Origin of the sequence: Vibrio sp. CAU 1672, assembly GCF_029223195.1 — a bacterium.
Classification (GTDB): domain Bacteria; phylum Pseudomonadota; class Gammaproteobacteria; order Enterobacterales; family Vibrionaceae; genus Vibrio.
In genome coordinates, this window is sequence record NZ_JARHUF010000012.1 from 31,077 (window position 1) to 56,258 (window position 25,182).

A 25,182-nucleotide genomic window follows, 5' to 3' on the forward strand; every position below is an offset into this window, starting at 1 on the left:
CACTTCCCCTCCTTTATTGAGTTATTGAGCCTCAGCAGGCTGCATCTCGTTAGAACTTCTTTTATCCATTACAAACTTGGTCAACAGCGAACCGACCAACATCGCGACAAAAAACATCACAATATTTGTACTACCTAACGCTAAACTGGCAACGACCGGGCCGGGACAGATCCCTACCAGGCCCCAACCCAGGCCAAAAACTGCAGCACCAGAGATGAGCTTACGATCTATCCGGTTTTTGGCCGGCATACAAAAATCTTGCCCGCTAAGCGTACGTTTGCGCGGTTTGATAAACACAAGATAACTCGGCATAAAGACCGCTAATGCGCCCCCCATCACAAACGCTAAACTTGGATCCCAATTACCAAAAACATCTAAGAAACCAATTACTTTTGTTGGGTTGATCATTTCAGAAACTGACATTCCAATGCCAAATAAAACACCGCTAAACAGAGCCGATAAACGGAAAAACATTGACTGCATTTTTATCTCACTAGATCAGATGAAGACGAACAAAAACGGTTAGGCCCGCAACCAACATAAACACGCAGGTTGCAGCGATAGAACGTTTGGATAAACGCCCGATACCACAAATACCATGGCCACTGGTACAACCGTTGCCTAACCTTGTACCGATCCCGACTAACAGACCAGCGATAAGAACCATTACCGTCGGCAACTTTTCTGTATTTGGCAGTGGCACATCAAACAACAACACACCAAGCAATCCGCCGGTAATCATGCCGAGAGTAAAAAACAACCGCCATGAATAATCGCCTTTCTTAGGAGACATCAAACCGTTAATAACACCACTAATACCGGCGATTTTTCCATTCATCAATAACAACACAGTGGCAGAAATACCTAATAACACACCACCTGACAGTGATTCCCATGGAACAACGTCGAACATTTTTTACCTCAATTAGAATGATTACAAAACACACTGTGAAGCGCCTGAATCAACGCCTCAACTCTCGGTTCTGCCAGCGAGTAAAATACTTGCTGGGATGACTTTCTTGCACTTATCAGATTGTGCTTGCGCAATAGTGTTAAGTGTTGGGAAAGAGCAGACTGACTCAACTTGGAGTTTTTCTGTAATTCGCCCACCCCGACCTCTCCACGAGTCAGTTGGCACAGAACCATTAACCGTTCTGGGTGCGCCATCACTTTCAACAGATCTGTGGCTTCATTCGCGTTTTTCTGCATATCTGCAATATTCACTTCTATCTCACTCATAGCTCACCTCGCACCCAAAATTTAATTTGATATTACTAAAGTTACTACATTAGTCAAGGCTAATTTAGCAATGGTAAATTTAGCCCAATTAACATTAGACAAAGCTAATTTAGTTAGTTATAGTGATGAACATCAAAGGATCAGATACTCAAGTTGAGTGTGCTAAGGAGAAGAGTTATGACATTAGAAAACGCGGTTCGTGTGTTTGCAGGCAGTATGATCTTACTATCTGTTCTGTTGACAGTTTTTATTCATAGCGGCTTTGTCTGGTTCACCGTATTCATCGGTGCCAATCTCATTCAAAGCGCATTTACCGGGATTTGTCCGGCTGCTGCTATGCTGAAAAAGCTTGGCTTTAAATAATCGGGCACAAAGCACATAACTCAGGTTCGTATTATGGGATAGTTGCGCCATTAAGCGTTACCCATAGTACGTTCTTGTCGTCTCAAACCATTCGCTGAACCTAAGTTGTTTATGCATGAACCATTTATGTCGCTAGAGAAGTAGATAACCTCCTCTTTTCATCAATTTTATCTATTTATTTCTCTCTTGATTGGAGTTAAGAATGACCAAAATCGTAATTATCGGTGGTGTGGCCGGCGGTGCATCCGCTGCAGCGCGTGCTCGTCGTCTAAGTGAAGATGCTGAAATCATAATGTTTGAGCGAGGGCCTTTCGTTTCATTTGCAAACTGTGGTTTGCCTTATCACATCGGCGGTGATATTAAAGAACGCAGCAAGCTCCTACTCCAGACTCCGGAGAGTTTTTTAGCGCGTTTCAACGTCGACGTGCGTGTGATGAATGAAGTTGTCTCAATCGACCGCCAGGAAAAAACAGTCATTGTCAAAAACTTAATTGATGGCTCGCAATACAGTGAAAGCTACGATTTCTTGCTGTTAAGCCCAGGGGCTGGCCCGGTAGTACCACCAATTCCGGGAATTGATAATCCGCTGACGCACTCTTTGCGTAATATTCCGGATATGGACCACATCATCAAAACCATTCAAATGAATAAGCCTGAGCATGCAACCGTTGTAGGTGGCGGCTTCATTGGCCTGGAAATGATGGAAGCATTCCACCAGCTTGGGATTAAAACCACGTTAATTGAGATGGCCGATCAGGTCATGACACCGGTTGACCGTGAAATGGCGGGGTTTGCTCACGCTGAAATCCGTGAACAAGGCATTGACCTGCGTCTCGGTGTCGCTTTGGAATCGGTTGAATACGTTGCCAATGAACATGTGGCAAGTTTTGAATCCGGCGAAAGCGAAGATCACCAACACCTGCAAGGTGAGCTGAATCTCAAGCTTAATAACGGTGAATCACTGACTACCGACATTCTGATCATGGCCATCGGCGTTCGCCCTGAAACTAAGCTTGCTCAGGAAGCGGGCTTACAACTTGGTGAACTGGGCGGTATTTACACCAACGAACAAATGCAAACCAGTGATCCATTTATCTATGCTGTCGGCGACGCGGTGGAAGAAAAAGACTTCGTCACCGGTAAAGCCACTTTGGTTCCACTAGCCGGCCCGGCGAACCGTCAAGGCCGTATGGCTGCAGATAATATGCTCGGCCGCAACGAAACTTACCAAGGGACGCAAGGTACAGCAATATGTAAGATCTTTGACCTGGCGGTGGCTTCTACTGGTAAGAACGAGAAACAACTAAAACGTGATGGCGTTGAATACGAGAAAGTCTATGTCCACACAGCAAGCCATGCCAGCTACTACCCTGGTGCGGAGATCGTATCGTTTAAAATGCTGTTTGATCCAAAAACCGGCAAAATCTTCGGTGCACAAGCCGTGGGTAAAGATGGCGTGGATAAACGCATCGATGTAATGGCGGTTGCCCAGCGTGCCGGCATGACAGTAGAGCAGTTGCAACACCTTGAGCTGACTTACGCGCCACCTTACGGCAGCGCCAAAGATGTGATCAACCAAGCGGCATTTGTTGCCAGCAATATAATCAAGGGTGATGCAACGCCGATTCACTTCGATGAAATTGACCACCTTACTGAAGACCAACTTCTGGTGGATGTGCGTAACCCTAGTGAACTGGAAACGGTCGGCTACCTAGAAGGCGCACTAAACATCCCGGTTGATCAGCTTCGCCAACGTATGCATGAGCTGCCAAAAGACAAGGAAATTGTGATCTACTGTCAAGTAGGGTTACGTGGTAACGTTGCCTATCGCCAGCTGGTGAACAATGGCTATAAAGCCCGTAACATGCTTGGCGGCTATCGCACCTACAAGTTTGCTAAAGCTTAATAGCTTAATTAACAAAACAGCCCTTATCAGGGCTGTTCTTGTTTTTAAACAGACATAACCGGAATAACGGAAGAACTTACCAGATAAATCAAATAACTAAATAGCAATCGGGTGATTTATAGGTTGATTTAACTAAATGGACAGGCACAATAACCTTAGTAACAACAATAATTACAGAGCCTTATGTCTACATTCCATCTACTAAAACAAAGACACCGCAGTGAGAGAAGCTGTTACTCTGCTGCGCTATCAACCCGAGTACACCGCGCGCTCAGTTGGCTAAACAAAGCTGAAAACTGTGAAGATGACGATTCCACATTCATCTTCCTCTGGATTGCATTCAACTCTGCCTACGCCCAGGATTTTGAACAAAGAAACAACTATGGCGAAAAAGGCCTTTATCAGGAGTTTCTTGCAAAATTAGTCGAGATAGACGGCAATGAACGACTCTCTAAGCTGGTTTGGGATCATTATTCCAGCGCTATTCGACTCACTCTGGATAACGAATACATCTTGCAGGCATTCTGGGATTTTCATTCCGGTCGAATGACTGAAGCTCAGTGGAAAGAAGCGAGATCCAAAGCAAAAGCCGCCGCCAACTATGCGCTGGCAAACAACGATACCGCATCAGTATTAGCGATTGTATTTGCCCGCCTTTACACACTGCGCAACCAGATCATTCATGGTGGTGCCACCTGCGGCAGCTCTGCCAATCGCAAGCAACTCAGAGACTGCACCGTGCTGCTGGAGAAAATTGTTCCGGTTATCATTGAGTTAATGATGGATGGTAAAGATCAGCTCTGGGGAGAGCCGGTTTATCCTCTGATTGAGGGTTGAAGCATCCTAAAAGTAGTACAAGGGCATTTGCGCCCTTGTACTGTCTTTGTTACTCAGTCCTGCAACGGATAGTTAAAGAAGCACAACGGCTGATTTTATGCTCTTGTTGGTTTTATTGTTAAAATAACCGGGCAGCAGAACTTGCTTGATCTTACCACTCATGTTGAGACTGCTATTGTGCTTGATATGTAATTGAGTATCAAAGCTTTCGCCAACACCTGGTTGCTGTAACTCAAACATCGGATAAGCCAGTTTGAAACGGTCAAACAGTAGTACAAACAGATTTACAAGCCTGTCCAGATCCTCATTGTGCCCATGCACAACTTCGTTCTTTGTGTAGTCCCATAAATTTGAAATATTTTTTTCTTGAATACCACAGGAGATCAGGCCTTTTACACTGGTATCTTTGAATATTCCAGATAACGATGTACGAGTTTGTTCCGAAAGACCGTTATAACTTTCGAGTATTTTAAGATCATCGAAAAAGTTATCTCTGTAGTACTCCAACTTCTCTGTTTGCTCTCGGCACTCTCGTGTTAAAACCTGGTTCTGGGTAAGAATGTCGTTGTTCTCACAACGGAGCCTGGTAAGCTCACTTTCCATTTCAAGCAACTGAGTTTCTAACGAAGCGATTCGGTCCGTTGCGTTTTGATTCAACTCGATCTCTTTGCCAAGCCTATCCTGCAACTCCTCACGAGACTTCTTTAACTCTTCATTTTCACTGTCGAGTGTAATGGTACTGCTATGAATGGCCTCGGCCGAAGTGTCATCACTTACCTGTTTATCGTTGCCCTTGCTCAAACCAAGAGAAGATCGTTCATCTACAATGGCGCAAACTTTCAGGCGTACCGCTTCATCATCAAGAGCTATCAACAAAGCATCAATATCCATAATTTATCACCTGCGTTTGTAGTCTCTGGTCTTTTTTCGATAAAAAGCCTGAAGGCTTTTAACCTCTGAGCACTCTTCTGGACTAAAGAGATCCATTTCCTCTTCAAGCAAGTCCTCAGTCGGCTGCTCTTCAGCTACCACTGTAGATTGAACATTTAGTTCAATATTGGGATAACAGTAGATATTCGATTGTGCATAGTTTGCTTCACCAACCAGCCACGCTAAATCCTCGTTACTGTGGCTGAAATGCTCAGCCACTGTAATATCCGGATCAATGTCCAGTTGCTGTTGATCGGTTACTACCAAAAAAGCAAGCTGCTCTCCTGACACGTACTCAATCTTACGCTTGAACTTGTCCCAAAAACTTTCTAAAGAAGTGTAATTTTCACCAGAAAAGCGAATCAGCTCAATCTCACCATCAATAATTCGGCTGACCTGAACCATTTTGTTGCGTATTTGGATCAAAAAATCTGACATTTATGCTTTTAGCTCCATTACTTTGTCTTCTATTTGCGCAATAGTAAGCTCCGGTTCCAGCTTTTGGTAAGCCTCAACCAGGGCACTACCATGCTTGTAAGTTTCATCAATACTTAACTCTCTATTAAGGAATAAACTATAGTCACTGGTATTGAGATTATTTTCTTTATACGCTTTGATCGTACCGATAATTGCTTTTGACGCTAACTCTTGAGCCGCAACTGTAGCCATAAATTCTGGGGTAACAACTGTACCAAGCTTTTCATTGATGCCTTCTAAAGTAATGGACGCACCAATCGCAGACCGTGCCAGCAAATCTTTATCATCAAGACTATTGAATTTTTCCCGATCAAGAGGAACGTCATTTCTTAAGTGATCGATATACTCACTCATAGAGTTAAAATCACTTGGCGTTTTCTCGCTCATCATGGCTTTTTCACCCAGCTCTTCTAACTTCTCTTCTGGCTGAATAATTCCTAAGGAGATAGCCACTACTTTAATGGCCTCTCCTACTCTTGCAGCAAGTCCCATACCCAAGCTTGCTATTGAAGTGGCGGTACCAACAAGTGAGTCGGTTAACTTTGATGCCATACTACCAATTGTACTGCACGCACTACTTATAAAGCTTCCAACACTACTCAAAAATCCCATAATCTATTCCCTATCCCATTACTTTTATATTTGCCTGAAATATCGCCTGAGTGAACATATCAATACAAACTTGGCTATCTTTTTCTAAATCTGAAAGAAAAGTAGCCAGCTTACTTTTTCTTGTATTATTGTCATGAACAGTACTTTCTTTATAACAGTACTTATTGATGTAGTTAACCATAAACTCATGGCCAAATTCACCCAGATAGCTTAGAAACTTAGCATTTGCATTTTTTTTGCAAGCAACCTCATACCAAGATTCCTTGACTGTGCCTTGCAGTAAATTGAAAACCAAATTGGCTGACGGTTTCTTGCTAAATAATTCTAAACCTTGAATTAGTCCTGACTGATAATTTTCAGCGTAATACTCAAATGCTAATTCTGAGATTTTTGATGGTTCAACATCCGATTCATTGGTTGTACTAACCAGCTCCTTAATCTGAACCTGCAAAGGCTTACTCATCCCTGAACTCGACAGAATTACCCTGCCCGGCTCCAGGTTTGACAGGAAATCTTTCTGCTCATCAGACAGTGCCATTGTGTTACCCACGGCTTCTTTATCGTCTTTGGCGAACAGTTTGTGGATAATTTTAGTATTGGTGTTTTTCAATACTTCCGGTGTTAACTTGTTCGGAATTTGGTCAACGATAATCAGTGATTCACCATACTTACGCACTTCAGCCAACATGTCAGCAAAGGTTTCAACGCCTTGCTTTTTATTTTGACTATCTCCCGGCTCAAATTTTGATAATAACCGATGCGCTTCTTCAATTAAGGTTATGTGACGGAACTTCTCACCCCGCTTTCGGTACTCTTCATAATTAGCTTTAATAGCTTCGTTAAGGTTGGCTAAAACGAAACCCATTACGAGAGACTTCTCACTCGGGTTTCGAATCTCTTCTAACTCCAGAATGACGCTTCTTTGCGCGAGATCCTTAAAGTTAATCGATCGCGGCGTATCAAGCATTTGTCCTTTTGAACCAATAAGCAGCCCCTGGAGACGCGCTTTGATTGAGCCTATATAGTCCTGTTTAAGTCGATCATCAAAACCCTGCTCTGCAACCACCACTTCTGTCATACGAACTAAATCGCTCAAAGTTGGGAATGCATACACACCAGCAGCAAAAGGGTCTTCATATTGGCTATTTTTAGACGTTGCTATGTTCCAGCCTTTGTCTTCATAGCATCGGTAGATAGCGGCTTCAATTAGCTGTGGTATCGCCGCTTCCATATCAAATGCCGACTCAATACTGGCCTTAATCATATCCACCCGGGAGGTGATATTTTCATGCGGGAAAAACTCAAATGGATTTAGCCTGAACGGAGCAACGTTATCATTACCTAACGTAAAGATCAGGATATCCTTGTTCTTTTTGGTTAAGACACGATACTCCGTTTTAGCGGGCTCTATCACAAGAAACGGCATCTGCGCCGACTCCAACAGACGGTGACAGGTGGTTGTCTTACCGCTACCGGTAACCCCGGCGATGAAGGTATGTTTATCCAGGTCACGTTTGTCGATGTGAACATCAATATTTTGATTCAGACCACTTTTAACCAGGTTACCAAGGTAGAGTTTATTGCTGTTTTCCAGCGCTGAATTTACATTTAATCCAAACTCGACTTCTTCTTTTAATGTCAGTCCGACCACTTCTTTTTGCGGAAGACCGGCAACAACACTCAGTTCGTTGGTTGAAAGCCAGTTGCATGAATACTTGTTAAACGGATTTTTCGATAGAAGCAGAGCAAGTTGCTTTTCACTGTCCTCAGTAACCGTCTTATTACTCTGATTCGGCTTCAGCGCAGGAAACTGAAAGTTTTTAATCGCCATCACTTCGTTTTGATTCGTCACCTTCTTAAACGTTAATGGTGATTTATTGGTTTCTTCACCAGAGAAGATCGAACGAGCGGTATTACCTAGTTTTAATACGCTGGCAATTGAATCTGATAACAAATAGATGTTGGATAGGTATAAGCCCTTATTCTTGCCAACCTGTACCCTTTTAAGCAGTACCTCATCAATATACGTCAGCCACTCCTGAACGGCCTTGTCTGAAAACTCTCGTGACTCACTTGAGGAACTGCCGGTCTGCTTAGAAAAATTACTGCCAACATTGTTGGCAACAGAATCTGACGTCGAGGTTCCCTTTGTGTTCGCTTCCGAGCCACTTTTATGCTTATTGTGGTCAGTTTCTTGCGAACTCTTCGAGGTTTGCTTTCCATTACCCGAATCAGAAGTTCCCGAGGTTATTGCCACTGACTTACCGGTATTAGTGGTAATGCTCAGGCCATCATTAGTACCTGTGGTCTTGGTTGTGGTGGAGCCTTCCGTTGTACCGGTTGTCTTAGAGTGGCTATCCCCACTCTGAATACTCTTCTTCGACAAGGGCAGCAACTTGTCATAAATTTTGTATAGTTCTGCTTCTATTTTATTAATTTCTAGTAGCGATAGTGGATCCGCTAAGACCGCAAGACAGAACTTGTCGCCACTCATAATGTCCACCAGGCGGTCGATCCCCTGAAACTGCTCGTTTTCTTCATGGACACTTGGAACCCCATCCAACTTGGCCACATGGCTGAAAGTATCGATGATCCCTTTCACGGCACGTCTTTCAGATTTATCCAGCCTTTCAACAACACTACCTCTGAAGTTACCCTCAAGTGACGGTTTTAAGATCGTTTCACCTATTTCATCGACATCTAATAGCAGGCCTTCTTGATATCGCTTATCTTTTGCGATACCAAATAAAAAGTGCACCTTTTTACCATCTCCCAGCAATAGGTAGGTAAAGATGATCCCATCAACACTGAGTGAGTTTAATACGTTTTCAAAGGCTTCTTTTCGGGGCGAATCCTCGTCAAACGTCACTTCTTGTATGTGGTACAGCGAGAAATCATGATCGAGCATACTCAGAGGCTTCTCAAGAGACTCCCTTCTTTCTACACCATCACCCATATTTTTTAATAGTTCGATTAGTGGTTTCTTACTCATTAGGAATGCCTTAATTAAATTAACGTAAGCTCATAACAGCATCTTCTGCTTGCTCTGCATCTATTGAAGGATCTGAAGCCAGGAAAGCATTCTTAAGTGCAACACCATGTTTGTACGTATCTTCAATACTCAAAGTACGACCTAAGAACTTTTCAACATCGTCCGCATTTAAACCGCTTTCGGCATAAGACTTGACGATGGCAACCACCACCTTGGGATCAAGATCCAAACCACTAACCGTATTCAGGAAAGGTAACGTGACGTCTGTTCCGATTTTCTCACTCACGCCTTTGACGGCTATTGCACTACCTATGGCCTGGCGAGTCATCACGTCAACTGTATCGTCGCTTAACTTATCCTTATCTATCTCGACACCATTGCGCAAATAGTCGATGTATTCATTCATTTTCTCAAAATCTTCGGGCTTTTTATCGGCGGCCATGGCTTTAGCCCCAAGATCTTCGGCACGCTCATTCGGACGTAGCACATCAGCGACCAGGCTGACTGCCTCTATTGTATTGATCACCTTGGGTAAATTTTTTCCAATGGTTTCAATTACAATTGGAGCATATTTGGCAATCATGGGGCCAATAGAAGACGCTATTTTAGTAATGGCCGAAATAATTGAAGGTATTGTTGTTGGAGGTATCGCGATCATAATCTATCTCTTAGAGTTCAATGCTTTGAATATCATTCAGGTATACGTTGTTAACAATGCCATCTTCATTGGCGACAACGTACTCAATCCTGGTCGGGGAAACGGCTCTGATATACACCAGCGCCTCATCATCGGTTGTGTCTAACTTGATTGCTTTCTTCTTAATACTGCTATCTGCAATTGACACTTGCCCGGTGCTTGAGCTTGGCTGATCAGTAAAGAATATCTCGAACTTTTTGTAGTAGGCATCGGTAAACTCAATCCACTGATCAAACGCTACCTCGCGATCCACTAACGGCTTAAACTTGTTCTTGCGGTTTTCACCGAGGTAGAACTTAAAGCGAATATCTTCTTTACCAACGTTGTGATCAATAACCTTAATCCGTCCGCCTTCCCGGGATTCAATCAAACCAAACGCAACCCCTGTCTTACCCGTTGGTTTTTCAACATCATTCTTGTCAGCCCCGAGTGGTGCAAAAAGTTCAAAGCGGCCGGCTCCTTCGGTCAGGCCCATTTCTTCGTGTTGCAAGGCGATATGCTTTTCAAACAGCTCCTGAACAAATCGAGACTGGCTGGAGTTACCCGCTAAGAAAATCTTCACACTGTCAATATCCGCCAGCATCTGATGACTTTGGCTAAACGCCAGACGCAATGCATCAAAGAAGTTTTCTACGCCCCGTTCAATACGATCGGATAAAATTTCATTCAGTTCTTGCTCATCGATATCGAGTGCAAATGCCGAATGCTGCACACCATGAACATCCGTCAAGGTCACGGACAGCTCCCCTGAAGCATCAAAAGCGAACTCTTCGTGCTCTTCCCAAAATGGGCGTAGGGCAATACATAATTGCTTGGTATTGGTTCTCGCTTCCTGAGAGTTACTTAATAGTTGTTCGCTGCCGGCAAACGCATCTTTCTCCGGATGCTTTTCAAACTGGATACCTTTTTCAAGCAGGGCACTTTTGTTCTTCTTGAAGACTTCAAAGGCAAGTAACTCAAGCAAATTTTCTCCGCCCAGGAACTTGTCGCCACCAGCACCAAAGTGCTCAATTGCGTAATCAAAGCGTCTTTCTTTGCGCCCGGTGGCTTCTCTGAATATGCCGAAATCAAAGTCCGTTGTACCGCCACCAAAATCGAACACGCTATAAAAAACCCGTTCATTATCTTCCGGGTCAAACGCATGGGCTTTCAGCGCTGTCAGTGCGTAAGCCGCAGGTTCGCTGGCACCTTTAGTGACCGTTAATTGGGCAATGGTGTCTTCTCCCAGTTCTGCTGGCAGAGACTTGGTTAATCCTTTGTGGAAACTCTCAATGATTTTGTCCCGGATCGGAACCTCATATGTGACCGGGAACGACAAGATATAATCCATGAAAATGCCGTTATTTAGGTTATTGATGTACAACCCTAAGTAGTAAGCGTAAATTTCAATCGGGTTAAAATCCTCATCAGACAACTCAAGGAAAGGAGGCAAATCAATAATTCGCCCTTTTTGCCCGACGATTTTGAGCTTCCTGCTTTTATCGCCTGCCCATTGCTTAATTTCATCAAGGAAGGTATTAAACTTGTGTGACTCACTTCCCTGCATTGAGTTATGCGCGGTATGTGAAATGGTTAAATCTTGCCAGCGGGTATAGGGCTTGTTGGCTTTCGCATCGTAAGCCGTGATAAACGATTCAAGATCTTTAAACTCCATGATCGTCGGGTTTTCATAGTGATAAGCGTCAATTTCTTTACTTAAGTCACCGGTTCCGATTCGCATGGGGTGAATATTAACGTTATCCTTCTGGTACACCACTACTGTGCTTTTGGTACCAAAATCAATCGCTACAACGCCATCGTTAATGCTTGACTTAGGGTCTCGGGCCACGAATTTTGTCGGGATGTGAATGGTTTCAAGTTCAGTTGTATCCAGTTCATCCTGCCATAATGCCCAGTGACCTAACTGTGTATCTTGTAAGACTTTTTCGTGATACGGCGAGATGTCGGCGCGAATTTTATCTTCCGCCAGAATACTTGTAGCAATTATGTTTTTGATTAAATCGCCTAATAACCGGTTTGCCTCAGCATTCATATCATTATACGAATGTTCACTATTGCGGTGAAAAACAGAAAAAAGCAGTTGATATTCGGGGTTGTCACTCGCTACCTTGGGAACAAAGCCTCGGGTTAGAATATCAATAAACAGTGACCTGGCTGAGATATCATTAGTATCAAGCGGTAAGAAAGGAATCACAGAGCCAGAATTTGCATCATCCAAATAATCTTGATCAGTATCAAAAGCCTGAACCTGATCTTTCAAGTCATAAAGGTAATAACATGTCGCGATTGGGCGTTTATTAAAAGTTTTAAACGGAGCACCACTCAAATTAGTTAGACACAACAGCTCGGACTTATTCGGTATCGACCACTCATTAAGCTTGTCACCAATCTTATTGTTCAGGTCCTCTTCAACGTAGCTTAATTCTTCACCGGAATCATAATGCCCATAAAGGCGCTCCTGATCTTTTATTAACCAGTAACCTTTGGCTTTTTTATCAAAGTAGATATCGCCGGCAAGTTGCACCCATCGTTGCGTGTTAAGGTGACTCAGTAAAGAAGTAAAGCAAGTATTAAGAAGGCTTAACAAGTCACTGTTATAGGCACTCTGATTAACATCATGTAGAAACAGTTCAATATCTTGTTGTATCAGTTGTTCAATAGTTTCTTCCTGATTCGCCGACATGCCCATTGTGTGCATGTAATCGCTCGGCACCTTCCATTCGGACGTTAATTTTGTACTCATTGTTATCTCATTATCGTTCTTTTAAATTCTTAAATTTTCATTTTTTGGGAATGCTAAACCAGTTCAACATTCCAGATTTGCTCACCAAATCCATCTAACCATCGTTCAAGGTGTCTGGTTCTTACAATAGGTGTCGTAACGCGATAGTGATCCGGACAGTTCTCGATTTTCTGCTCCTTTGAAAGCGGAGTTTCATAAAGATGAAAACCTGCAGCTTTTGAAATACAAAAGCTCAACTGACACTTCTCCCCTTCACCGAAGCCAAAGCGGCCGTCGGCATCGTATTGGCTCAGCTTAAATTCCTTTGGCCGGTCGAAACTGAAGGTGGACACGTAGGCTTTGCTGATCCGGTGAATGGCGACACTTCTTTCGTTATCGTAGCCATCAAAACGACACACCAGATAGAGGCGCTGTCCCTGCTGCGCGAGGCCGAGCGGCATCACCAGCGCGGATTTTTGCTCTTGTTTTGCGTTGTGGTAATCAATGTTCAGAAACCGGTCGTTAAACAGGGCTTCACTCACCGCCCCAAATACGTCGGTGGAAATTTTCGGAGACAACAGAGGCTGGGTTTCACTGACCACCCGGACTTTTTTCAGCCATTCACGCTCTTTGTTATTTTGACTGCACGGGTTTAGTTTGTGCTTGGCTTCCTGGAAAAAACTGCTTAACGACGAGGTCAAATTAGCGGGCAGGAGGTTGATCAAATACTCTTCGGCGAGGTTAAGCAATAATGCTTCCTGAGCAGAGAGTTTTGGCAGTGCAATCCCCTCACTATTTTTGTTCCAACGGTAGCCATACGGCTTACTGCGATCATCTTTAATGATGTCAAAGTGCTCACATAACATTTCAAGATTACGCTGAATACTTCTCAGATCGCGCTCGATGCCAATCTGATGTAACTGTTGATGCAACTCCCTGGCGGTCACTTGGTGAGACTTGGGGATCCGTTTTAACAACTCAAAGGCAAGAGCAAGGGACTCTTGGGTACTGGACTTCTTCGCCATGTTCGCTTCACTGTGTAGAAATTCTATAAACCGCGCAAAGGGCTTCAGCAGACAAGGAAAATTCAGATCTCTGGTTTGCAAAACTCTCATACAGAGAACGAAATAAATGCAAAATGAGACAAATTGACCATCATAAATGCTTTACCAACAACGATTTATCAGGACAATGTATAAGCAACAACATACAATGCATTTGAATGATAAACTATGCTTTCTATTAGTAAGTTAACTATAACGTGAGATATGACACTTTATGTCGCACCCAAGCGGTTATTAAATGAACGATGCATAAAAAAATGCCGACCAATGAGTCATTGGTCGGCATCATTCAGAATGGCATGTTAAGCGCTAAGTTAGCTGCAGTTAGCCTCTGATAAGATGCTTTCCGAGATCCCGCACTCTTTTTTGTGTGTGCCATTCTGATAGTTGATCAGTCGCTCCCACTTGCCATCACTGGTATGGGTGGTCATCACCTGGGCCGGGTTGTCACCAAACTCATTTTTGGTTCTCAACCAGAAATCGGCACCATGTCCTGCTTCGCTGTAAAAATCGGTGTCAATCACACTTCTTACCGGGATCAAATCATCCTGAGTAATGGTATTGGTGATCCCAATTAAATGGCGGAAGCCACTGTCATTACCCGGCTGGTATGTATGTTCACTATAGCTGAGCAGTTCCATGCCATCGTAATCTTTCGTCACCAGTGCCTGTGTGGTCTCACCTGATACATTCAAACACTCAGACCAATCCTGTGCTCTGCCATATACGGTATTTCTCACCCCGGAAGACTGTTGCAATGTGGTTTCCAGCCATTCACTGAGCGCGCAATAATACCCGGTATCAGCCTCTTCCAGACTGACCGTTTGTTCAATATTGACACCGCTGCGCTGAGTTGTGGTCATCTGGCGTTTCTCAAACAGCTTCAGCTTAGTCGTCAAATCATCAGCCATGATGTGGGTTTCTGATTTGAAGTTTCCGTTAGAGTTCTGAACAAACTCAGTTCGGTACCATTTGTCATCATAAATATCACTGGTACTGTCCCACTTACCGAGAAAGTGCTCAACCCATGCAATATCCGCATCCGGATTAGCTTTTAGCAGTTGCTGGGTTTCTTGATACGATTTTTGTAATCCAGGCACCAACTCTTGGGCAATCTGATGGAGGGTAGTATTACCCGTTTCAACGTAATCGCCGTACAGTTCATCTACTGTGACATTGTAACGGTTAGCTACCCGCCACTCTTGCTCAGTCAGTCGACGGGAAATATCTTCCCGCAACGCCTGCTCTGCCAGGATAGATTTACATGAAAGCTCCGAAGATTGGGACAAGCGAAGTTCCTGCTCGACCTGCTGCCACACCACTGATGTTAACGGGGTAAGGTTCAGTAAGTCCTGATCATTGCTCAAAGCAAATTGCGGCGGAAAGACCATAGAGTATGCTTCTTCTATCGGTGTATCCGGTAAGTCCGTATCAAACGCGCCGACCGGTACATCAACCACGACTGGTACATATTGGGCACATTGTTGGTACTGAGACGGGATCGCCAGATCGAAGTTGCCCTCCTCTTGTGTCACCACGTTCGGCTCATTCGAGTCCATTACCCCGTTAAAATTCAGATCCAGATAAACCGTTGCACCTACGATGTAGCCATCAATCGCCTTACCCTGTACAGAAACCGATGGTCCGGCGCTGCCATTACCGCCGCCACCGCCACATCCGGCTAACGCCATGACGATACTACTGGCTAACAAACGCTTAGTAATTTTCATACTTGTTCCTTTTTATTATTGTTCAGATAACTGTTTAAGATCAGACAACTTTTTTATTCCGACAGTTCTTGCAAAGTCTGAGTTAACTTAAAATCTTGAAAGCAACAGAATTCCGCCGGAGGCTGGTAGGCTTTATGAGCCCACCCTCCGCTTTGTTGAAGCTTTTCAACGATGTGTTTTGGTAATCGCCGGCCAAAGGTCTGCAACAATGTTGCGTGCGAAAAATCGCGGAAATTCGGATCCGCGCCGGCTGTCAGCAATTGCTCGATAAACACCTGATTTGGCTTTTTGGCCGCCAGGGCCGCAAACAATGGAGAAAACCCGTTACCATCGCGTAGGTTAGGCAAGGCACCCGCTTGCAACAGAGCGTTTAGTGCCCATTCATTGCTATGCCTTCCGGCGGCTTCGACTAAAGGCAACATACCGTTGGAGGCTTTTTGATTAACATCGACGAACTGTGCCACACACTGTTGCAACAGTGTCACATCCTCGGTCAATACAGCGAACAGTAACCAATCTGCCGTAAGAGGATGCTCTTCGGCCTGGTAGATCAAAACACTCAACCGAAACTCCGCTAACGCGCGAAGTGCGCTATGTTCCCACCAACCATAACCTGCCGTCAAATAGCGTTTGGCCTTGCCGCTATAATTAGCGGGATGCTTGCAATCACGAAGTGCATTTTTTAACCGTTCATCAAGCCAAAGGGCTATCAGTTCCGGTTCGGCAAACTTCATCACCAAATCAAAGTTAGTATGAAAGGGTTTAACATCCCCGAGCATCGGTTCATCAACCTTTGCCCCAAGCTCAAACAGTTGCAGCAGTAACGCTCGTGCAAACGCAAAACGCAAACAAAACAACCGGGTAAGTTTACTTTTGGCATAAGGGGTTAATCCGCTGAATTTTTCCGGTTCAAAGTGTTGCTCAAATACCTCAAATTCGTTTCGCTGGATGAAAACCTGCATCAGTTTTTGCCAGACCTCCGACGGCAGTTTGGCAACAAGTTCCGGATTAAACACACAGCTAAACAGCGCGGAATGTTGTTTGAGCTTTAACTTGCTCAATACCAGATCAAACCCCTGCTCGGTTGCCAAAGCCAATGACTGCAATTTTTGAACATTTTTCCTCGACGCCAGCAGATGAATGTAGAGTTCTAATGACTGCATGAGTTCAAACTACTCCATACCTAAGGCTAACTTAATTTCACTGACCTTCTTCTCGGCGCGGATTTCTGCCTCCATCAGGTCTTTATGCTTGCGCTCTTGAACATAACTTAACTGCTCTAATTCTTGAGTTCGGCGCTGATAATTCTCTAACCGTGAGTCAGTCATATAAAACCAGGTCGACGGGCCATTGTCGGCATGTTCACGAAGCAATTTGCTGTAAGCTTTGATATCACTCCAAAGCTTATCGTTTTGCTCCCGCAATCGTTGATGTTCTTGTTGAGCATCCAGTAAATCTTGCTCGGTATACTGGCTTTTAGGTGATGTATAAGCACAGACTTGTGGATTGGCCCATACTAACCACCCATCAGCTCCGAGTGACTCTTTGGCCAGTTCTTTAACCATCCACAAAAAAGAGTGCGCGTTGTCCAGTTCACCAACCATGCAGGCCGCCGTAAACATGTGGCAGTTGTCAAACAGCAGGTGATAATCTTTACTGCTCACCTCTTTTTCATACTGTATCGCGCGCTCAGCGATCAGACTCGAACCGACCGGGTGCTTTCCCTGCGCGCTTACATAGATGTTAATGCCGGTGCCACCATCAACAAACTCTTCCGGTGTGACTTCGACAATCCGGCCCTGGCTGTTTAGCTCGATGATCTTGCCATTACCAATATAAATGCCGGTGTGTTCCATCGCATCTGCCAATAAACCGGTATAAAGCACACTACCCACTTTCGGCTCGTCAATGGTGTCTTTTAAAGTTTTATCTACAAAATGTCGGACTACGCTACCACCGAAGGCGGAAGTAATAATTTTTGCAAGCATAAGTAATTCCGTTGATTAGACTACTGAGAGAACTATAACTGTCCAAGTGACAGCTTGTGTCGCAACAAACCCACACGAAAACATTACCTATGCCAAGGTGATTAAATTCAAATTTCCGTCACCCACAACTTAACCATTTAAACCGCAAACCAAAATCATATTGTTCGATACTGGGATTTTGTCACATTTAGCCAACGTACTATTTGCTCGCCATTAAAAAAACTCACGCCACCGTGCGACACATAATGCCGCAGCCATGAGTACGCTTTGTATTAAACGGCCTTCATCCCATATTATTCGATGGGTCATGGGTGAGATAAGAATGGTAATAAAAGAAAGCGATCTTAAGATTTGGCAGAAACAACAAGCCGAAATTAATTGTCAGGCGCCATTACAGCACCCCGACGTTTACCCAATTGCTGATAATGACGAAATTATCCGTAGACTGAAACTGGAAAATCAAAGATTGCGGGAGAGAGTTCAGCAGCTTGAGCAACGAGCTAATCGTGACTACTTAACCGGACTGCATAATCGTGCTCACTGCATCGAAACGTTGAATCAATTGCTTATGGATGCAAGTCTTAAGTCAATAGCGGTTGTATTTCTGGATTTAGATAACCTTAAGCAAATCAATGATCACGCCGGACATGCTATGGGAGATAAGGCGCTTTGCCACCTCGCCCATACGCTCAGAAAGCAGCAAAAAGAAAATTGTCTTATAGCGCGATTCGGTGGTGACGAGTTTGTTGCGCTGCTACCCAACCATTCAGTCGCTCAAGCTCAGCGATGGTGTGATGAACTGGTAGAGCGACTTGCACACTTGCCTTATACATCACAAGAGGACGCCGCTTGCCATCTTTCTGTCTCTCCCGGTATTTATGTCTATCATCGCAGGGACAAAACGGAGGAAGAGGCTCCCGTCAGTGCGCATAAGCTGATTCAGTTGGCCGATCAATCGATGTATCAGGTAAAAAGGGCGAAGAAGCCCACCACCGGCAACTAGTACTGGCGTGCCGGTGCCGGCCGAGAATCAGGCGTTGATCGCATCCATCTCTGTCTCAACTAAATACCGCTCAAACTCATCAAGTGGCACCGGTTTACTGTACAAATACCCCTGATATGACATACAGCGATGCTCATACAAATAAGCCTGTTGCTCTGCCGTTTCCACGCCCTCAGCGATAACATCGATATCCAGTGCATTTGCCATCACTATAATAGTTTTGACGATAGACTGATCATTAGAATTCGACTCCAGTTCAGTCACGAAAGAACGATCTATTTTTAACTGGCTTAATGGTAATTGTTTCAGGTGCTGAAGCGATGAGTATCCTGTACCAAAATCATCCAGTGAAATTTTAATCCCCAGTTCTTTTAATGTTTCCATGTGGGATATGGTCAACTCAATATCATCGACCAACATGGTCTCTGTTAACTCAATTTTGAGTTTGCCCTTGGAAACACCATATTTATTCACTAACTGGATAACCTTTGATACAAAATCAGGCTGACAGAACTGCTTATAACTGACATTGATGGCTAAGGTAAGATTTCGGGTTTTTCTGTCACTTTTCCATCGCTTCAGTTGCTGACAAGCAGTTTCCAGAACCCAGTCACCAATAGGTATAATTAGTCCGGAGTCTTCCGCCAACGGAATAAATTCATCCGGACTAATTAATCCATCCACGGGATGCATCCAGCGAATAAGAGCTTCAGCGCCAACCACATTTTTATAATTATCAACTTGCGGCTGATAATATAGTTTAAACTGCTGTTTATCTATCGCTTTACGAAGTCTTCGTTCAAGCTTAACTCGTTCTGATATTTTCTTTTGCATCCATGCTTCATAAAAACACGTACTATTTTTGCCAAGGTGCTTAGCCTGATACATCGCAATATCAGCGAACTTCATTAAATTAGAGCATGGTATCGAAGTATCATTAAAAAGCACCATGCCGATGCTGCCACTACTGTTGAACTGGTGATTATTTATCGTGTAGGGCATGGCAATCGAATGCAAAATGGTATCTGCAATTAGTTGAGTTTTAGTGACCGATTCTCGCTGATCTTCACTTAAATCAGACAAAATTACCACAAACTCATCTCCCCCGACTCTGGCTAATGTATCCCCTTGACGAAGACTCTGCTGAACCCGGCAGGCCACCTGCTTAAGAAAAACATCGCCATAATCGTGCCCATGGCTGTCATTGATCGTTTTGAAGTTATCAATATCAATGAACAGCAACGCATTATAACTGTTACTGTATTTGCTAAGGGCAAGTAACTTATTTAACCGCTCTAAGAGTAAACGGCGATTAGGTAATGAGGTTAATAAGTCATAGTAAGCATATCTTTTAATTTTATCCTCATTGGCTTTACGCGTGGTGATATCCTGAATAAAACCGGAAATTAAATGTGGCGTGCCATCTGCCCGGTATACCACTTTTCCACGCGACTCAAACCAACGCAATTCACCATCACTTGGACGGGTAACCTGATACTCAATAAAATGCTCTTCTCCTGTATCAAAGCTTCGCTGAATAGAATTTACAAACGGCAGCTTAAATTCTTCATGCATAATAGAAAAAAGTGACTCTATACCCGGAGTTGCCTCTTGAGGAAGGCCAAACATGGTGAATATTTGTGGGGACCAGTCGGCAATATTTTTGTGATAGCACTGTGACCAACGTCCGATTTGGGCATAATTCATGGCTTCATGTAGAAAGCGTTTATTCTCCGTTAGCTTATTGAGAGTCTGATTACCTGTTTTAATTTCGCGCATCAGGCGGATAGTGTTATCAGAAAGAGTTTTGTATAAAGAAAGAAGCACTTCCACTGACTCTCTATACTTCTCACACATTTCCTTGTCAGCCCAAATAGCCGCTTCATCTAAAGCTTTACCAGCTTGAGTTGCCTCAACCAGTAAAGCCATATATTTATCGCCCTCAAGGATATGATGGGCAAACAGAGGCAATAACTCCTCAAGCCACTCTTTTTCTAAGGTATTTTCTACGTCTTTCTTGAGTTCATTAACAAGCCATAAAAATTGCTTGTGATGCTCTCTATGCTCATCTAACCAATGACCTTCTGGTAACGCATTAAGCCAAAACTGTTCTTCGGCTTCAAAATGATAAGCAGCATAGTCGAGCAACTCATTAATCAGAGTATAACTTTCACTACTGGAGGGTTGTTGAATAGCAAAACTGGCAAATTTGTTAAAATGCCTAACCAGTTTTTTATGCTGCCTGTCAATTTCATGTATGCCAATGTTAAAACTGTTAATCCATGGAAAAATATCTACATGATTATGTAGCATTACATAGCCACCTTTTTATGAACATTTAATAGCCAACTAAGTTTAATTGTTTTTATGAGCTTGTAATTACTATACTCTCGCCGCATTTTTATGAGCTTTACAAAAGCTTTATTACTTATAGAATTTTTTCATTTTAATGACTGAGGCTAGTAACACGTATTTACTTGCACAAGAAGGTGACATTCGCCCGGCAAATACCCGGAAAAAAGAAAACGTTTTCCTCAGATGATAAAACTTTAACTAAGGGCAAGATAGAGAAAACACTTGTGTGTAATGGAATATATGTTTTCAAATTTGCTGTGATATTAAGCTCTTTTCCAAATCAGGTATCTGAATGTCAAGCCACGCTGCTCATGCATACTGCCATACCTAACCAGACAACTTTTTTGACAAATAATATGCCCAAGCAAAAAAGACCGTGAATAAAAGCCTAACCGGACTGGATAACAACTTTGTCTTTTATCACTGGCTCATTAATCGAACTTAAATGTGACGTTTTTCACGCTTTTGATGCCCCTTCACCGCTTCTAGGAATTTTTCCTAGGCGATCTAAGCCCTCCTCTCATGTGCACTACATGCGCGCTCTCTAGAATCGCAGTCAGTCAAATTTAGCAAGAGCGCATAACGGACTCGTTATGTTCCCTGAATAATTACTAGAGAGTTGATAATGTTAAAATTCCTTGAGCAAGTGCGAAAGCCTACGCTCGACCTTCCGGTCGAAGTTAGAAGAAAAATGTGGTTCAAGCCGTTTCTTCAGTCTTACCTGGTTGTCTTCATCGGTTACCTAACCATGTATTTGATCCGTAAGAACTTCAATGTCGCGCAAAACGACATGATCTCGACTTACGGACTATCAATGACTGACCTTGGTTTAATTGGTCTGGGCTTCTCGATCACTTACGGTATCGGTAAAACCGTTGTGTCTTACTATGCCGATGGCAAAAACACCAAGCAGTTCTTACCTTTCATGTTGATCCTTTCTGGCTTAGCCATGCTTGGTTTCAGTTTCAGTATGGGCGGTGGCAGTGCCAGCCTGTTCCTAATGGTTGCTTTCTATGCTTTAAGTGGTTTCTTCCAGAGTACTGGTGGACCATCAAGCTACTCAACCATCACCAAGTGGACCCCACGTAACAAACGCGGATCTTACCTTGGTCTGTGGAACATGTCGCACAATGTCGGCGGTGCCGGTGCGGCGGGTGTCGCTCTGTTTGGTGCCAATTATCTTTTTGACGGCCATGTAATTGGTATGTTTGTCTTCCCTTCGATCATTGCGATTGTGGTTGGCTTCATCGGCATGCGTTTCGGTAGCGATTCACCGGAAGCTTACGGTCTGGGTAAAGTCGAAGAACTGTTTGATGAGGCGATCAGCGAAGAAGACACTGCCGCTGAAGAAAACCAGATGACCAAGAAAGAGATCTTTGTTGAATACGTACTTAAAAACAAAGTGATCTGGTTACTGTGTTTTGCCAACATCTTCCTATACATCGTGCGTATCGGTATCGACCAGTGGTCAACTGTTTACGCATACCAAGAGCTGGGCCTGTCTAAAGAAACCGCCATCTCTGGTTTCACCCTGTTCGAGGTCGGCGCACTTGTAGGTACATTAATGTGGGGTTACCTGTCAGATCTGGCCAATGGCCGCCGCGCGTTAGTTGCCTGCGTATCTCTGGGTTTGATTATTGTCTCGCTTGAGTTCTACCAGCACGCTACCAGTGAATTCATGTACTTAGCATCACTATTTGTGCTTGGCTTTTTAGTGTTTGGTCCTCAACTGCTTATCGGTGTTGCTGCCGTTGGCTTTGTACCTAAAAAAGCCATCAGTGTTGCCGACGGCGTGAAAGGTACTTTCGCTTACCTAATCGGTGACAGTTTCGCGAAACTCGGCCTTGGTATGATCGCCGATGGTACACCAATCTTTGGCTTAACCGGCTGGAAAGGCACCTTTGCCGCGCTGGATACCTCAGCAGCAGTTTGTATTGTCTTACTTGCTTTTGTCGCTATCGCGGAAGAGAAAAAGATTCGCCAGGCTAAAAAGCTAACTTTAGCAACAAACCAAGCTTAATTACTTCGCGCGCTTTACTCCGGTAAAGCGCGCGAGATCATTATCATTCACTGCTTAGTTAAGTATCATTAGAAGTTTTTGTGTTGGCTCCTGACGGGGTTTTTGTTGTTTTCCTGCTGTCATATTTTAGGTTGTTGTGATGATTAACGTTGCTCTGGTTGATGACCATGTCATCGTGCGTTCTGGTTTTGCTCAATTGTTAAATCTGGAGCCGGATATTACCGTTGTGGGTCAGTTCAGTTCGGTGGCAGAGGCTCGGACCGGCCTGCCTGCATCCAAGCCCCAGGTGGTGATTCTGGATATCTCCATGCCAGACGAAAGCGGCTTAAACCTGCTCAGTGACGTCCCCCAAAGCATCGCCTGTATCATGCTCAGTGTCCATGACTCCCCGGCGATGGTTGAAAAATCGCTCAAACTAGGGGCAAAAGGCTATCTGAGTAAACGCTGCAGTCCCGATGAGCTCATTCAAGCGGTACGAACCAGTGCCTCCGGAGGGTGTTACCTCACCCCGGACATTGCCATCAAACTTGCTACCCCCAGCAATAAAGCCGCTTCACTGAGCCAGCTCACGCGACGCGAGAACGAAGTATGCCAGCTGTTAGCAACCGGCTTAGATGTAAAATCGATCGCGGGTGAACTGGGGCTAAGCCATAAAACGGTGCATGTCCACCGTGCAAATGCCATGGATAAGCTCGGCGTTAAAAACAACGTCGAACTGGCCAAACTATTTTCTCAAGAGTCATTTTAATGCGTTCTTATGCTGTCACGGCCATTTGCGGCGTTTTCATGACTGCTTGCGCTTGGTTTTGCTTATGGGTGATCGCCTATTACTTTGTCAACGATCCGGAAGTGGCGATTCTGCTGTTCCCGTTCGCACTGCGACTCGGGATCACGCTGCACACACGCCTGCTTTATTGGCCGGCAATCTATCTCGCTGAATGGAGCCTTGCGATTGCCCTGGCCATTCTGCTGGATCAGCCCCAGTGGCTGACAGTCCTGGTTGCCAGTGCAGCCAGCATGCCCATAACCCTGATAGCAAAAAAATATTATTACGGCGATCACAATCGGCACCTTGTCGTGATGGGCATCGTGATCCTGATTAACGCCTTCGTCAATGTTATGGCAGTCGGGTTTCATGTACCGTCGGTATACATGGTTTGGCTGGCGAGTATTTCTGGCGGGCTGATGCTGGTGCCAATGTGCTATCTGCTATGGAACTACCTTTTCCAGAATCAGTGGTCACCACTTACATCCCATTTAATCAGCAACACCGTCACCTTTAAAGTTCGTCACATCCTGATGTACTCGCTACTGCTGATTAGCAACATTGTCATTCAAACCAGCTTACCGGAAGAGCTAAAGCGATTTGCACCGTTTTGCATGGCCATACCAATCATCATTCTTGCCTTGCGTTACGGTTGGCAGGGAGCACTGCTCGCGACCATGATCAACAGTGTCGCACTCATCGCAGCACGCAGTGGGGTGACCAACCTGGAAATCACAGATTTACTGTTGTCACTTTCCGCACAAACCATCACCGGGATCATGCTCGGCATGGCGGTGCAAAAACAAAATGACCTTAACCAACAATTACGTAGCGAGTTATCCAGAAACCAGAATCTGTCTCGCCAGCTAATCAAAGCCGAAGAGTCTGTCAGGCGTGATGTTGCCCGCGAGCTGCATGATGAAATAGGCCAGAACATCACCGCAATCCGCACCCAAGCCAGCATCATCAAACGGATTGACAGCGCCGAAATGAGCACCCGTTGTGCCGATACTATTGAAGGCCTTTCGCTGAATGTCTATGACACTACCAAGCGATTATTGAGCAAGCTAAGGCCCAAAATGCTCGATGATCTGGATCTGAAAGAATCAGTTGAGCAATTAACCAGAGAGATGGAGTTTGCCAACCATGGCACCGTGGTCGAGCTGAACTGGCAAGGCGACTACACCCAGTTAAGTGACACTCTTAAAGTTACGCTCTTCCGGTTATGCCAGGAGTCACTCAACAATGCGGCCAAATACGCTCAGGCGCGTTTGATCGAGATAGAGTTAACAATAGAAGACTCAGTATCACTACTAATCAGTGATGACGGCGTTGGCTTTAAGGCCCAGGACAGCATGAAAGGTATGGGAGTACGCGGCATGCAAGAACGTGTCCATGCCCTCGGCGGCAAAATGGTCATTGACTCGCTCAATGAACACATTTGCGGTACTCAAATCAGCATTACATTACCAAAGGTGTAA

Annotated in this window: 21 protein-coding genes; 7 read left to right on the forward strand and 14 right to left on the reverse strand. The window is 44.3% G+C overall.

The window, feature by feature from the left end; all coding sequences use genetic code 11:
- Nucleotides 1-21: 21 nt before the first annotated feature.
- Genes P2G85_RS12500 through P2G85_RS12510 form a run of 3 tightly spaced genes read right to left on the reverse strand, consistent with a single transcriptional unit; the run spans nucleotide 22 to nucleotide 1,239 of the window.
- On the reverse strand, nucleotides 22-483 hold the full coding sequence (locus P2G85_RS12500; protein WP_275864414.1) for a YeeE/YedE family protein: 462 nt from the start codon (nucleotides 481-483) through the stop codon (nucleotides 22-24).
- A gap of 10 nt (nucleotides 484-493) precedes the next feature.
- Nucleotides 494-913, reverse strand: coding sequence for a YeeE/YedE family protein (locus tag P2G85_RS12505; protein ID WP_275864415.1), 420 nt, complete (start codon nucleotides 911-913; stop codon nucleotides 494-496).
- 8 nt (nucleotides 914-921) lie between these two features.
- Nucleotides 922-1,239, reverse strand: a complete 318-nt coding sequence (locus tag P2G85_RS12510; protein ID WP_275864416.1) for a metalloregulator ArsR/SmtB family transcription factor — start codon at nucleotides 1,237-1,239, stop codon at nucleotides 922-924.
- Nucleotides 1,240-1,416: 177 nt separating this feature from the next.
- On the opposite strand from P2G85_RS12510, the gene P2G85_RS12515 reads away from it, so the two are divergent.
- The 3 genes from P2G85_RS12515 (at nucleotide 1,417) to P2G85_RS12525 (ending at nucleotide 4,345) form a co-directional block, all read left to right on the forward strand.
- Nucleotides 1,417-1,602, forward strand: a complete 186-nt coding sequence (locus P2G85_RS12515; RefSeq protein WP_275864417.1) for a DUF2892 domain-containing protein — start codon at nucleotides 1,417-1,419, stop codon at nucleotides 1,600-1,602.
- Nucleotides 1,603-1,804: 202 nt separating this feature from the next.
- Nucleotides 1,805-3,508 (forward strand): FAD-dependent oxidoreductase, encoded by a 1,704-nt coding sequence (locus P2G85_RS12520; protein ID WP_275864418.1) that lies wholly within the window; start codon nucleotides 1,805-1,807, stop codon nucleotides 3,506-3,508.
- Nucleotides 3,509-3,691: 183 nt separating this feature from the next.
- Nucleotides 3,692-4,345 (forward strand): HEPN domain-containing protein, encoded by a 654-nt coding sequence (locus tag P2G85_RS12525; RefSeq protein ID WP_275864419.1) that lies wholly within the window; start codon nucleotides 3,692-3,694, stop codon nucleotides 4,343-4,345.
- Nucleotides 4,346-4,417: 72 nt separating this feature from the next.
- On the opposite strand, the gene P2G85_RS12530 is transcribed toward P2G85_RS12525, so the two are convergent.
- The 10 genes from P2G85_RS12530 to P2G85_RS12575 form a co-directional block, all read right to left on the reverse strand.
- Complete coding sequence (locus tag P2G85_RS12530) at nucleotides 4,418-5,236, reverse strand: hypothetical protein (RefSeq protein WP_275864420.1); 819 nt, start codon at nucleotides 5,234-5,236, stop codon at nucleotides 4,418-4,420.
- A 6-nt stretch (nucleotides 5,237-5,242) separates the two neighbouring features.
- The gene (locus P2G85_RS12535; protein ID WP_275864421.1) at nucleotides 5,243-5,713 is read right to left on the reverse strand and encodes a hypothetical protein; all 471 of its coding nucleotides are present in this window, start codon (nucleotides 5,711-5,713) and stop codon (nucleotides 5,243-5,245) included.
- Nucleotides 5,714-6,364, reverse strand: a complete 651-nt coding sequence (locus P2G85_RS12540; protein WP_275864422.1) for a hypothetical protein — start codon at nucleotides 6,362-6,364, stop codon at nucleotides 5,714-5,716.
- Nucleotides 6,365-6,374: 10 nt separating this feature from the next.
- Complete coding sequence (locus P2G85_RS12545; RefSeq protein WP_275864423.1) at nucleotides 6,375-9,356, reverse strand: ATP-binding protein; 2,982 nt, start codon at nucleotides 9,354-9,356, stop codon at nucleotides 6,375-6,377.
- A gap of 19 nt (nucleotides 9,357-9,375) precedes the next feature.
- Nucleotides 9,376-10,014 (reverse strand): hypothetical protein, encoded by a 639-nt coding sequence (locus tag P2G85_RS12550; RefSeq protein ID WP_275864424.1) that lies wholly within the window; start codon nucleotides 10,012-10,014, stop codon nucleotides 9,376-9,378.
- A 10-nt stretch (nucleotides 10,015-10,024) separates the two neighbouring features.
- A complete protein-coding gene (locus P2G85_RS12555; protein ID WP_275864425.1) occupies nucleotides 10,025-12,796 on the reverse strand; it encodes a molecular chaperone DnaK in 2,772 nt (923 codons plus the stop codon).
- 53 nt (nucleotides 12,797-12,849) lie between these two features.
- Entirely contained in the window at nucleotides 12,850-13,800 is a 951-nt protein-coding gene (locus P2G85_RS12560) for a WYL domain-containing protein (RefSeq protein ID WP_275864426.1), read from the reverse strand.
- Between the two features lie 353 nt (nucleotides 13,801-14,153).
- Nucleotides 14,154-15,569 carry a hypothetical protein gene (locus P2G85_RS12565; protein ID WP_275864427.1) on the reverse strand — a complete coding sequence of 472 codons (1,416 nt, stop codon included), beginning with the start codon at nucleotides 15,567-15,569 and terminating at the stop codon, nucleotides 14,154-14,156.
- A gap of 53 nt (nucleotides 15,570-15,622) precedes the next feature.
- Nucleotides 15,623-16,732, reverse strand: coding sequence for a hypothetical protein (locus tag P2G85_RS12570; RefSeq protein WP_275864428.1), 1,110 nt, complete (start codon nucleotides 16,730-16,732; stop codon nucleotides 15,623-15,625).
- Nucleotides 16,733-16,741: 9 nt separating this feature from the next.
- Nucleotides 16,742-17,557 carry a hypothetical protein gene (locus tag P2G85_RS12575; RefSeq protein ID WP_275864429.1) on the reverse strand — a complete coding sequence of 272 codons (816 nt, stop codon included), beginning with the start codon at nucleotides 17,555-17,557 and terminating at the stop codon, nucleotides 16,742-16,744.
- Nucleotides 17,558-17,879: 322 nt separating this feature from the next.
- Between P2G85_RS12575 and P2G85_RS12580 the strand changes: the two genes are divergently transcribed.
- On the forward strand, nucleotides 17,880-18,560 hold the full coding sequence (locus P2G85_RS12580; protein WP_275864430.1) for a GGDEF domain-containing protein: 681 nt from the start codon (nucleotides 17,880-17,882) through the stop codon (nucleotides 18,558-18,560).
- A gap of 27 nt (nucleotides 18,561-18,587) precedes the next feature.
- Here the strand turns inward: P2G85_RS12580 and P2G85_RS12585 are convergent, their stop codons facing one another.
- Nucleotides 18,588-20,873, reverse strand: a complete 2,286-nt coding sequence (locus P2G85_RS12585) for an EAL domain-containing protein (RefSeq protein ID WP_275864431.1) — start codon at nucleotides 20,871-20,873, stop codon at nucleotides 18,588-18,590.
- A 667-nt stretch (nucleotides 20,874-21,540) separates the two neighbouring features.
- Here P2G85_RS12585 and uhpT point away from each other — a divergent pair.
- The 3 genes from uhpT (at nucleotide 21,541) to uhpB (ending at nucleotide 25,182) form a co-directional block, all read left to right on the forward strand.
- On the forward strand, nucleotides 21,541-22,935 hold the full coding sequence (gene uhpT, locus P2G85_RS12590) for a hexose-6-phosphate:phosphate antiporter (protein ID WP_275864432.1): 1,395 nt from the start codon (nucleotides 21,541-21,543) through the stop codon (nucleotides 22,933-22,935).
- A 139-nt stretch (nucleotides 22,936-23,074) separates the two neighbouring features.
- Entirely contained in the window at nucleotides 23,075-23,683 is a 609-nt protein-coding gene (gene uhpA, locus P2G85_RS12595) for a transcriptional regulator UhpA (RefSeq protein WP_275864433.1), read from the forward strand.
- Nucleotides 23,683-25,182 (forward strand): signal transduction histidine-protein kinase/phosphatase UhpB, encoded by a 1,500-nt coding sequence (gene uhpB, locus P2G85_RS12600; protein WP_275864434.1) that lies wholly within the window; start codon nucleotides 23,683-23,685, stop codon nucleotides 25,180-25,182. Before uhpA ends, uhpB begins: the two co-directional genes overlap by 1 nt.

What these genes read in the sequence shown, in the direction of transcription:
- P2G85_RS12500 (WP_275864414.1), bottom strand. Translation starts at nt 483, where the DNA reads ATGCAGTCAATGTTTTTCCGTTTATCGGCTCTGTTTAGCGGTGTTTTA.
- P2G85_RS12505 (WP_275864415.1), bottom strand. Translation starts at nt 913, where the DNA reads ATGTTCGACGTTGTTCCATGGGAATCACTGTCAGGTGGTGTGTTATTA.
- P2G85_RS12510 (WP_275864416.1), bottom strand. Translation starts at nt 1,239, where the DNA reads ATGAGTGAGATAGAAGTGAATATTGCAGATATGCAGAAAAACGCGAAT.
- P2G85_RS12515 (WP_275864417.1), top strand. Translation starts at nt 1,417, where the DNA reads ATGACATTAGAAAACGCGGTTCGTGTGTTTGCAGGCAGTATGATCTTA.
- P2G85_RS12520 (WP_275864418.1), top strand. Translation starts at nt 1,805, where the DNA reads ATGACCAAAATCGTAATTATCGGTGGTGTGGCCGGCGGTGCATCCGCT.
- P2G85_RS12525 (WP_275864419.1), top strand. Translation starts at nt 3,692, where the DNA reads ATGTCTACATTCCATCTACTAAAACAAAGACACCGCAGTGAGAGAAGC.
- P2G85_RS12530 (WP_275864420.1), bottom strand. Translation starts at nt 5,236, where the DNA reads ATGGATATTGATGCTTTGTTGATAGCTCTTGATGATGAAGCGGTACGC.
- P2G85_RS12535 (WP_275864421.1), bottom strand. Translation starts at nt 5,713, where the DNA reads ATGTCAGATTTTTTGATCCAAATACGCAACAAAATGGTTCAGGTCAGC.
- P2G85_RS12540 (WP_275864422.1), bottom strand. Translation starts at nt 6,364, where the DNA reads ATGGGATTTTTGAGTAGTGTTGGAAGCTTTATAAGTAGTGCGTGCAGT.
- P2G85_RS12545 (WP_275864423.1), bottom strand. Translation starts at nt 9,356, where the DNA reads ATGAGTAAGAAACCACTAATCGAACTATTAAAAAATATGGGTGATGGT.
- P2G85_RS12550 (WP_275864424.1), bottom strand. Translation starts at nt 10,014, where the DNA reads ATGATCGCGATACCTCCAACAACAATACCTTCAATTATTTCGGCCATT.
- P2G85_RS12555 (WP_275864425.1), bottom strand. Translation starts at nt 12,796, where the DNA reads ATGAGTACAAAATTAACGTCCGAATGGAAGGTGCCGAGCGATTACATG.
- P2G85_RS12560 (WP_275864426.1), bottom strand. Translation starts at nt 13,800, where the DNA reads ATGGCGAAGAAGTCCAGTACCCAAGAGTCCCTTGCTCTTGCCTTTGAG.
- P2G85_RS12565 (WP_275864427.1), bottom strand. Translation starts at nt 15,569, where the DNA reads ATGAAAATTACTAAGCGTTTGTTAGCCAGTAGTATCGTCATGGCGTTA.
- P2G85_RS12570 (WP_275864428.1), bottom strand. Translation starts at nt 16,732, where the DNA reads ATGCAGTCATTAGAACTCTACATTCATCTGCTGGCGTCGAGGAAAAAT.
- P2G85_RS12575 (WP_275864429.1), bottom strand. Translation starts at nt 17,557, where the DNA reads ATGCTTGCAAAAATTATTACTTCCGCCTTCGGTGGTAGCGTAGTCCGA.
- P2G85_RS12580 (WP_275864430.1), top strand. Translation starts at nt 17,880, where the DNA reads ATGGTAATAAAAGAAAGCGATCTTAAGATTTGGCAGAAACAACAAGCC.
- P2G85_RS12585 (WP_275864431.1), bottom strand. Translation starts at nt 20,873, where the DNA reads ATGCTACATAATCATGTAGATATTTTTCCATGGATTAACAGTTTTAAC.
- uhpT (WP_275864432.1), top strand. Translation starts at nt 21,541, where the DNA reads ATGTTAAAATTCCTTGAGCAAGTGCGAAAGCCTACGCTCGACCTTCCG.
- uhpA (WP_275864433.1), top strand. Translation starts at nt 23,075, where the DNA reads ATGATTAACGTTGCTCTGGTTGATGACCATGTCATCGTGCGTTCTGGT.
- uhpB (WP_275864434.1), top strand. Translation starts at nt 23,683, where the DNA reads ATGCGTTCTTATGCTGTCACGGCCATTTGCGGCGTTTTCATGACTGCT.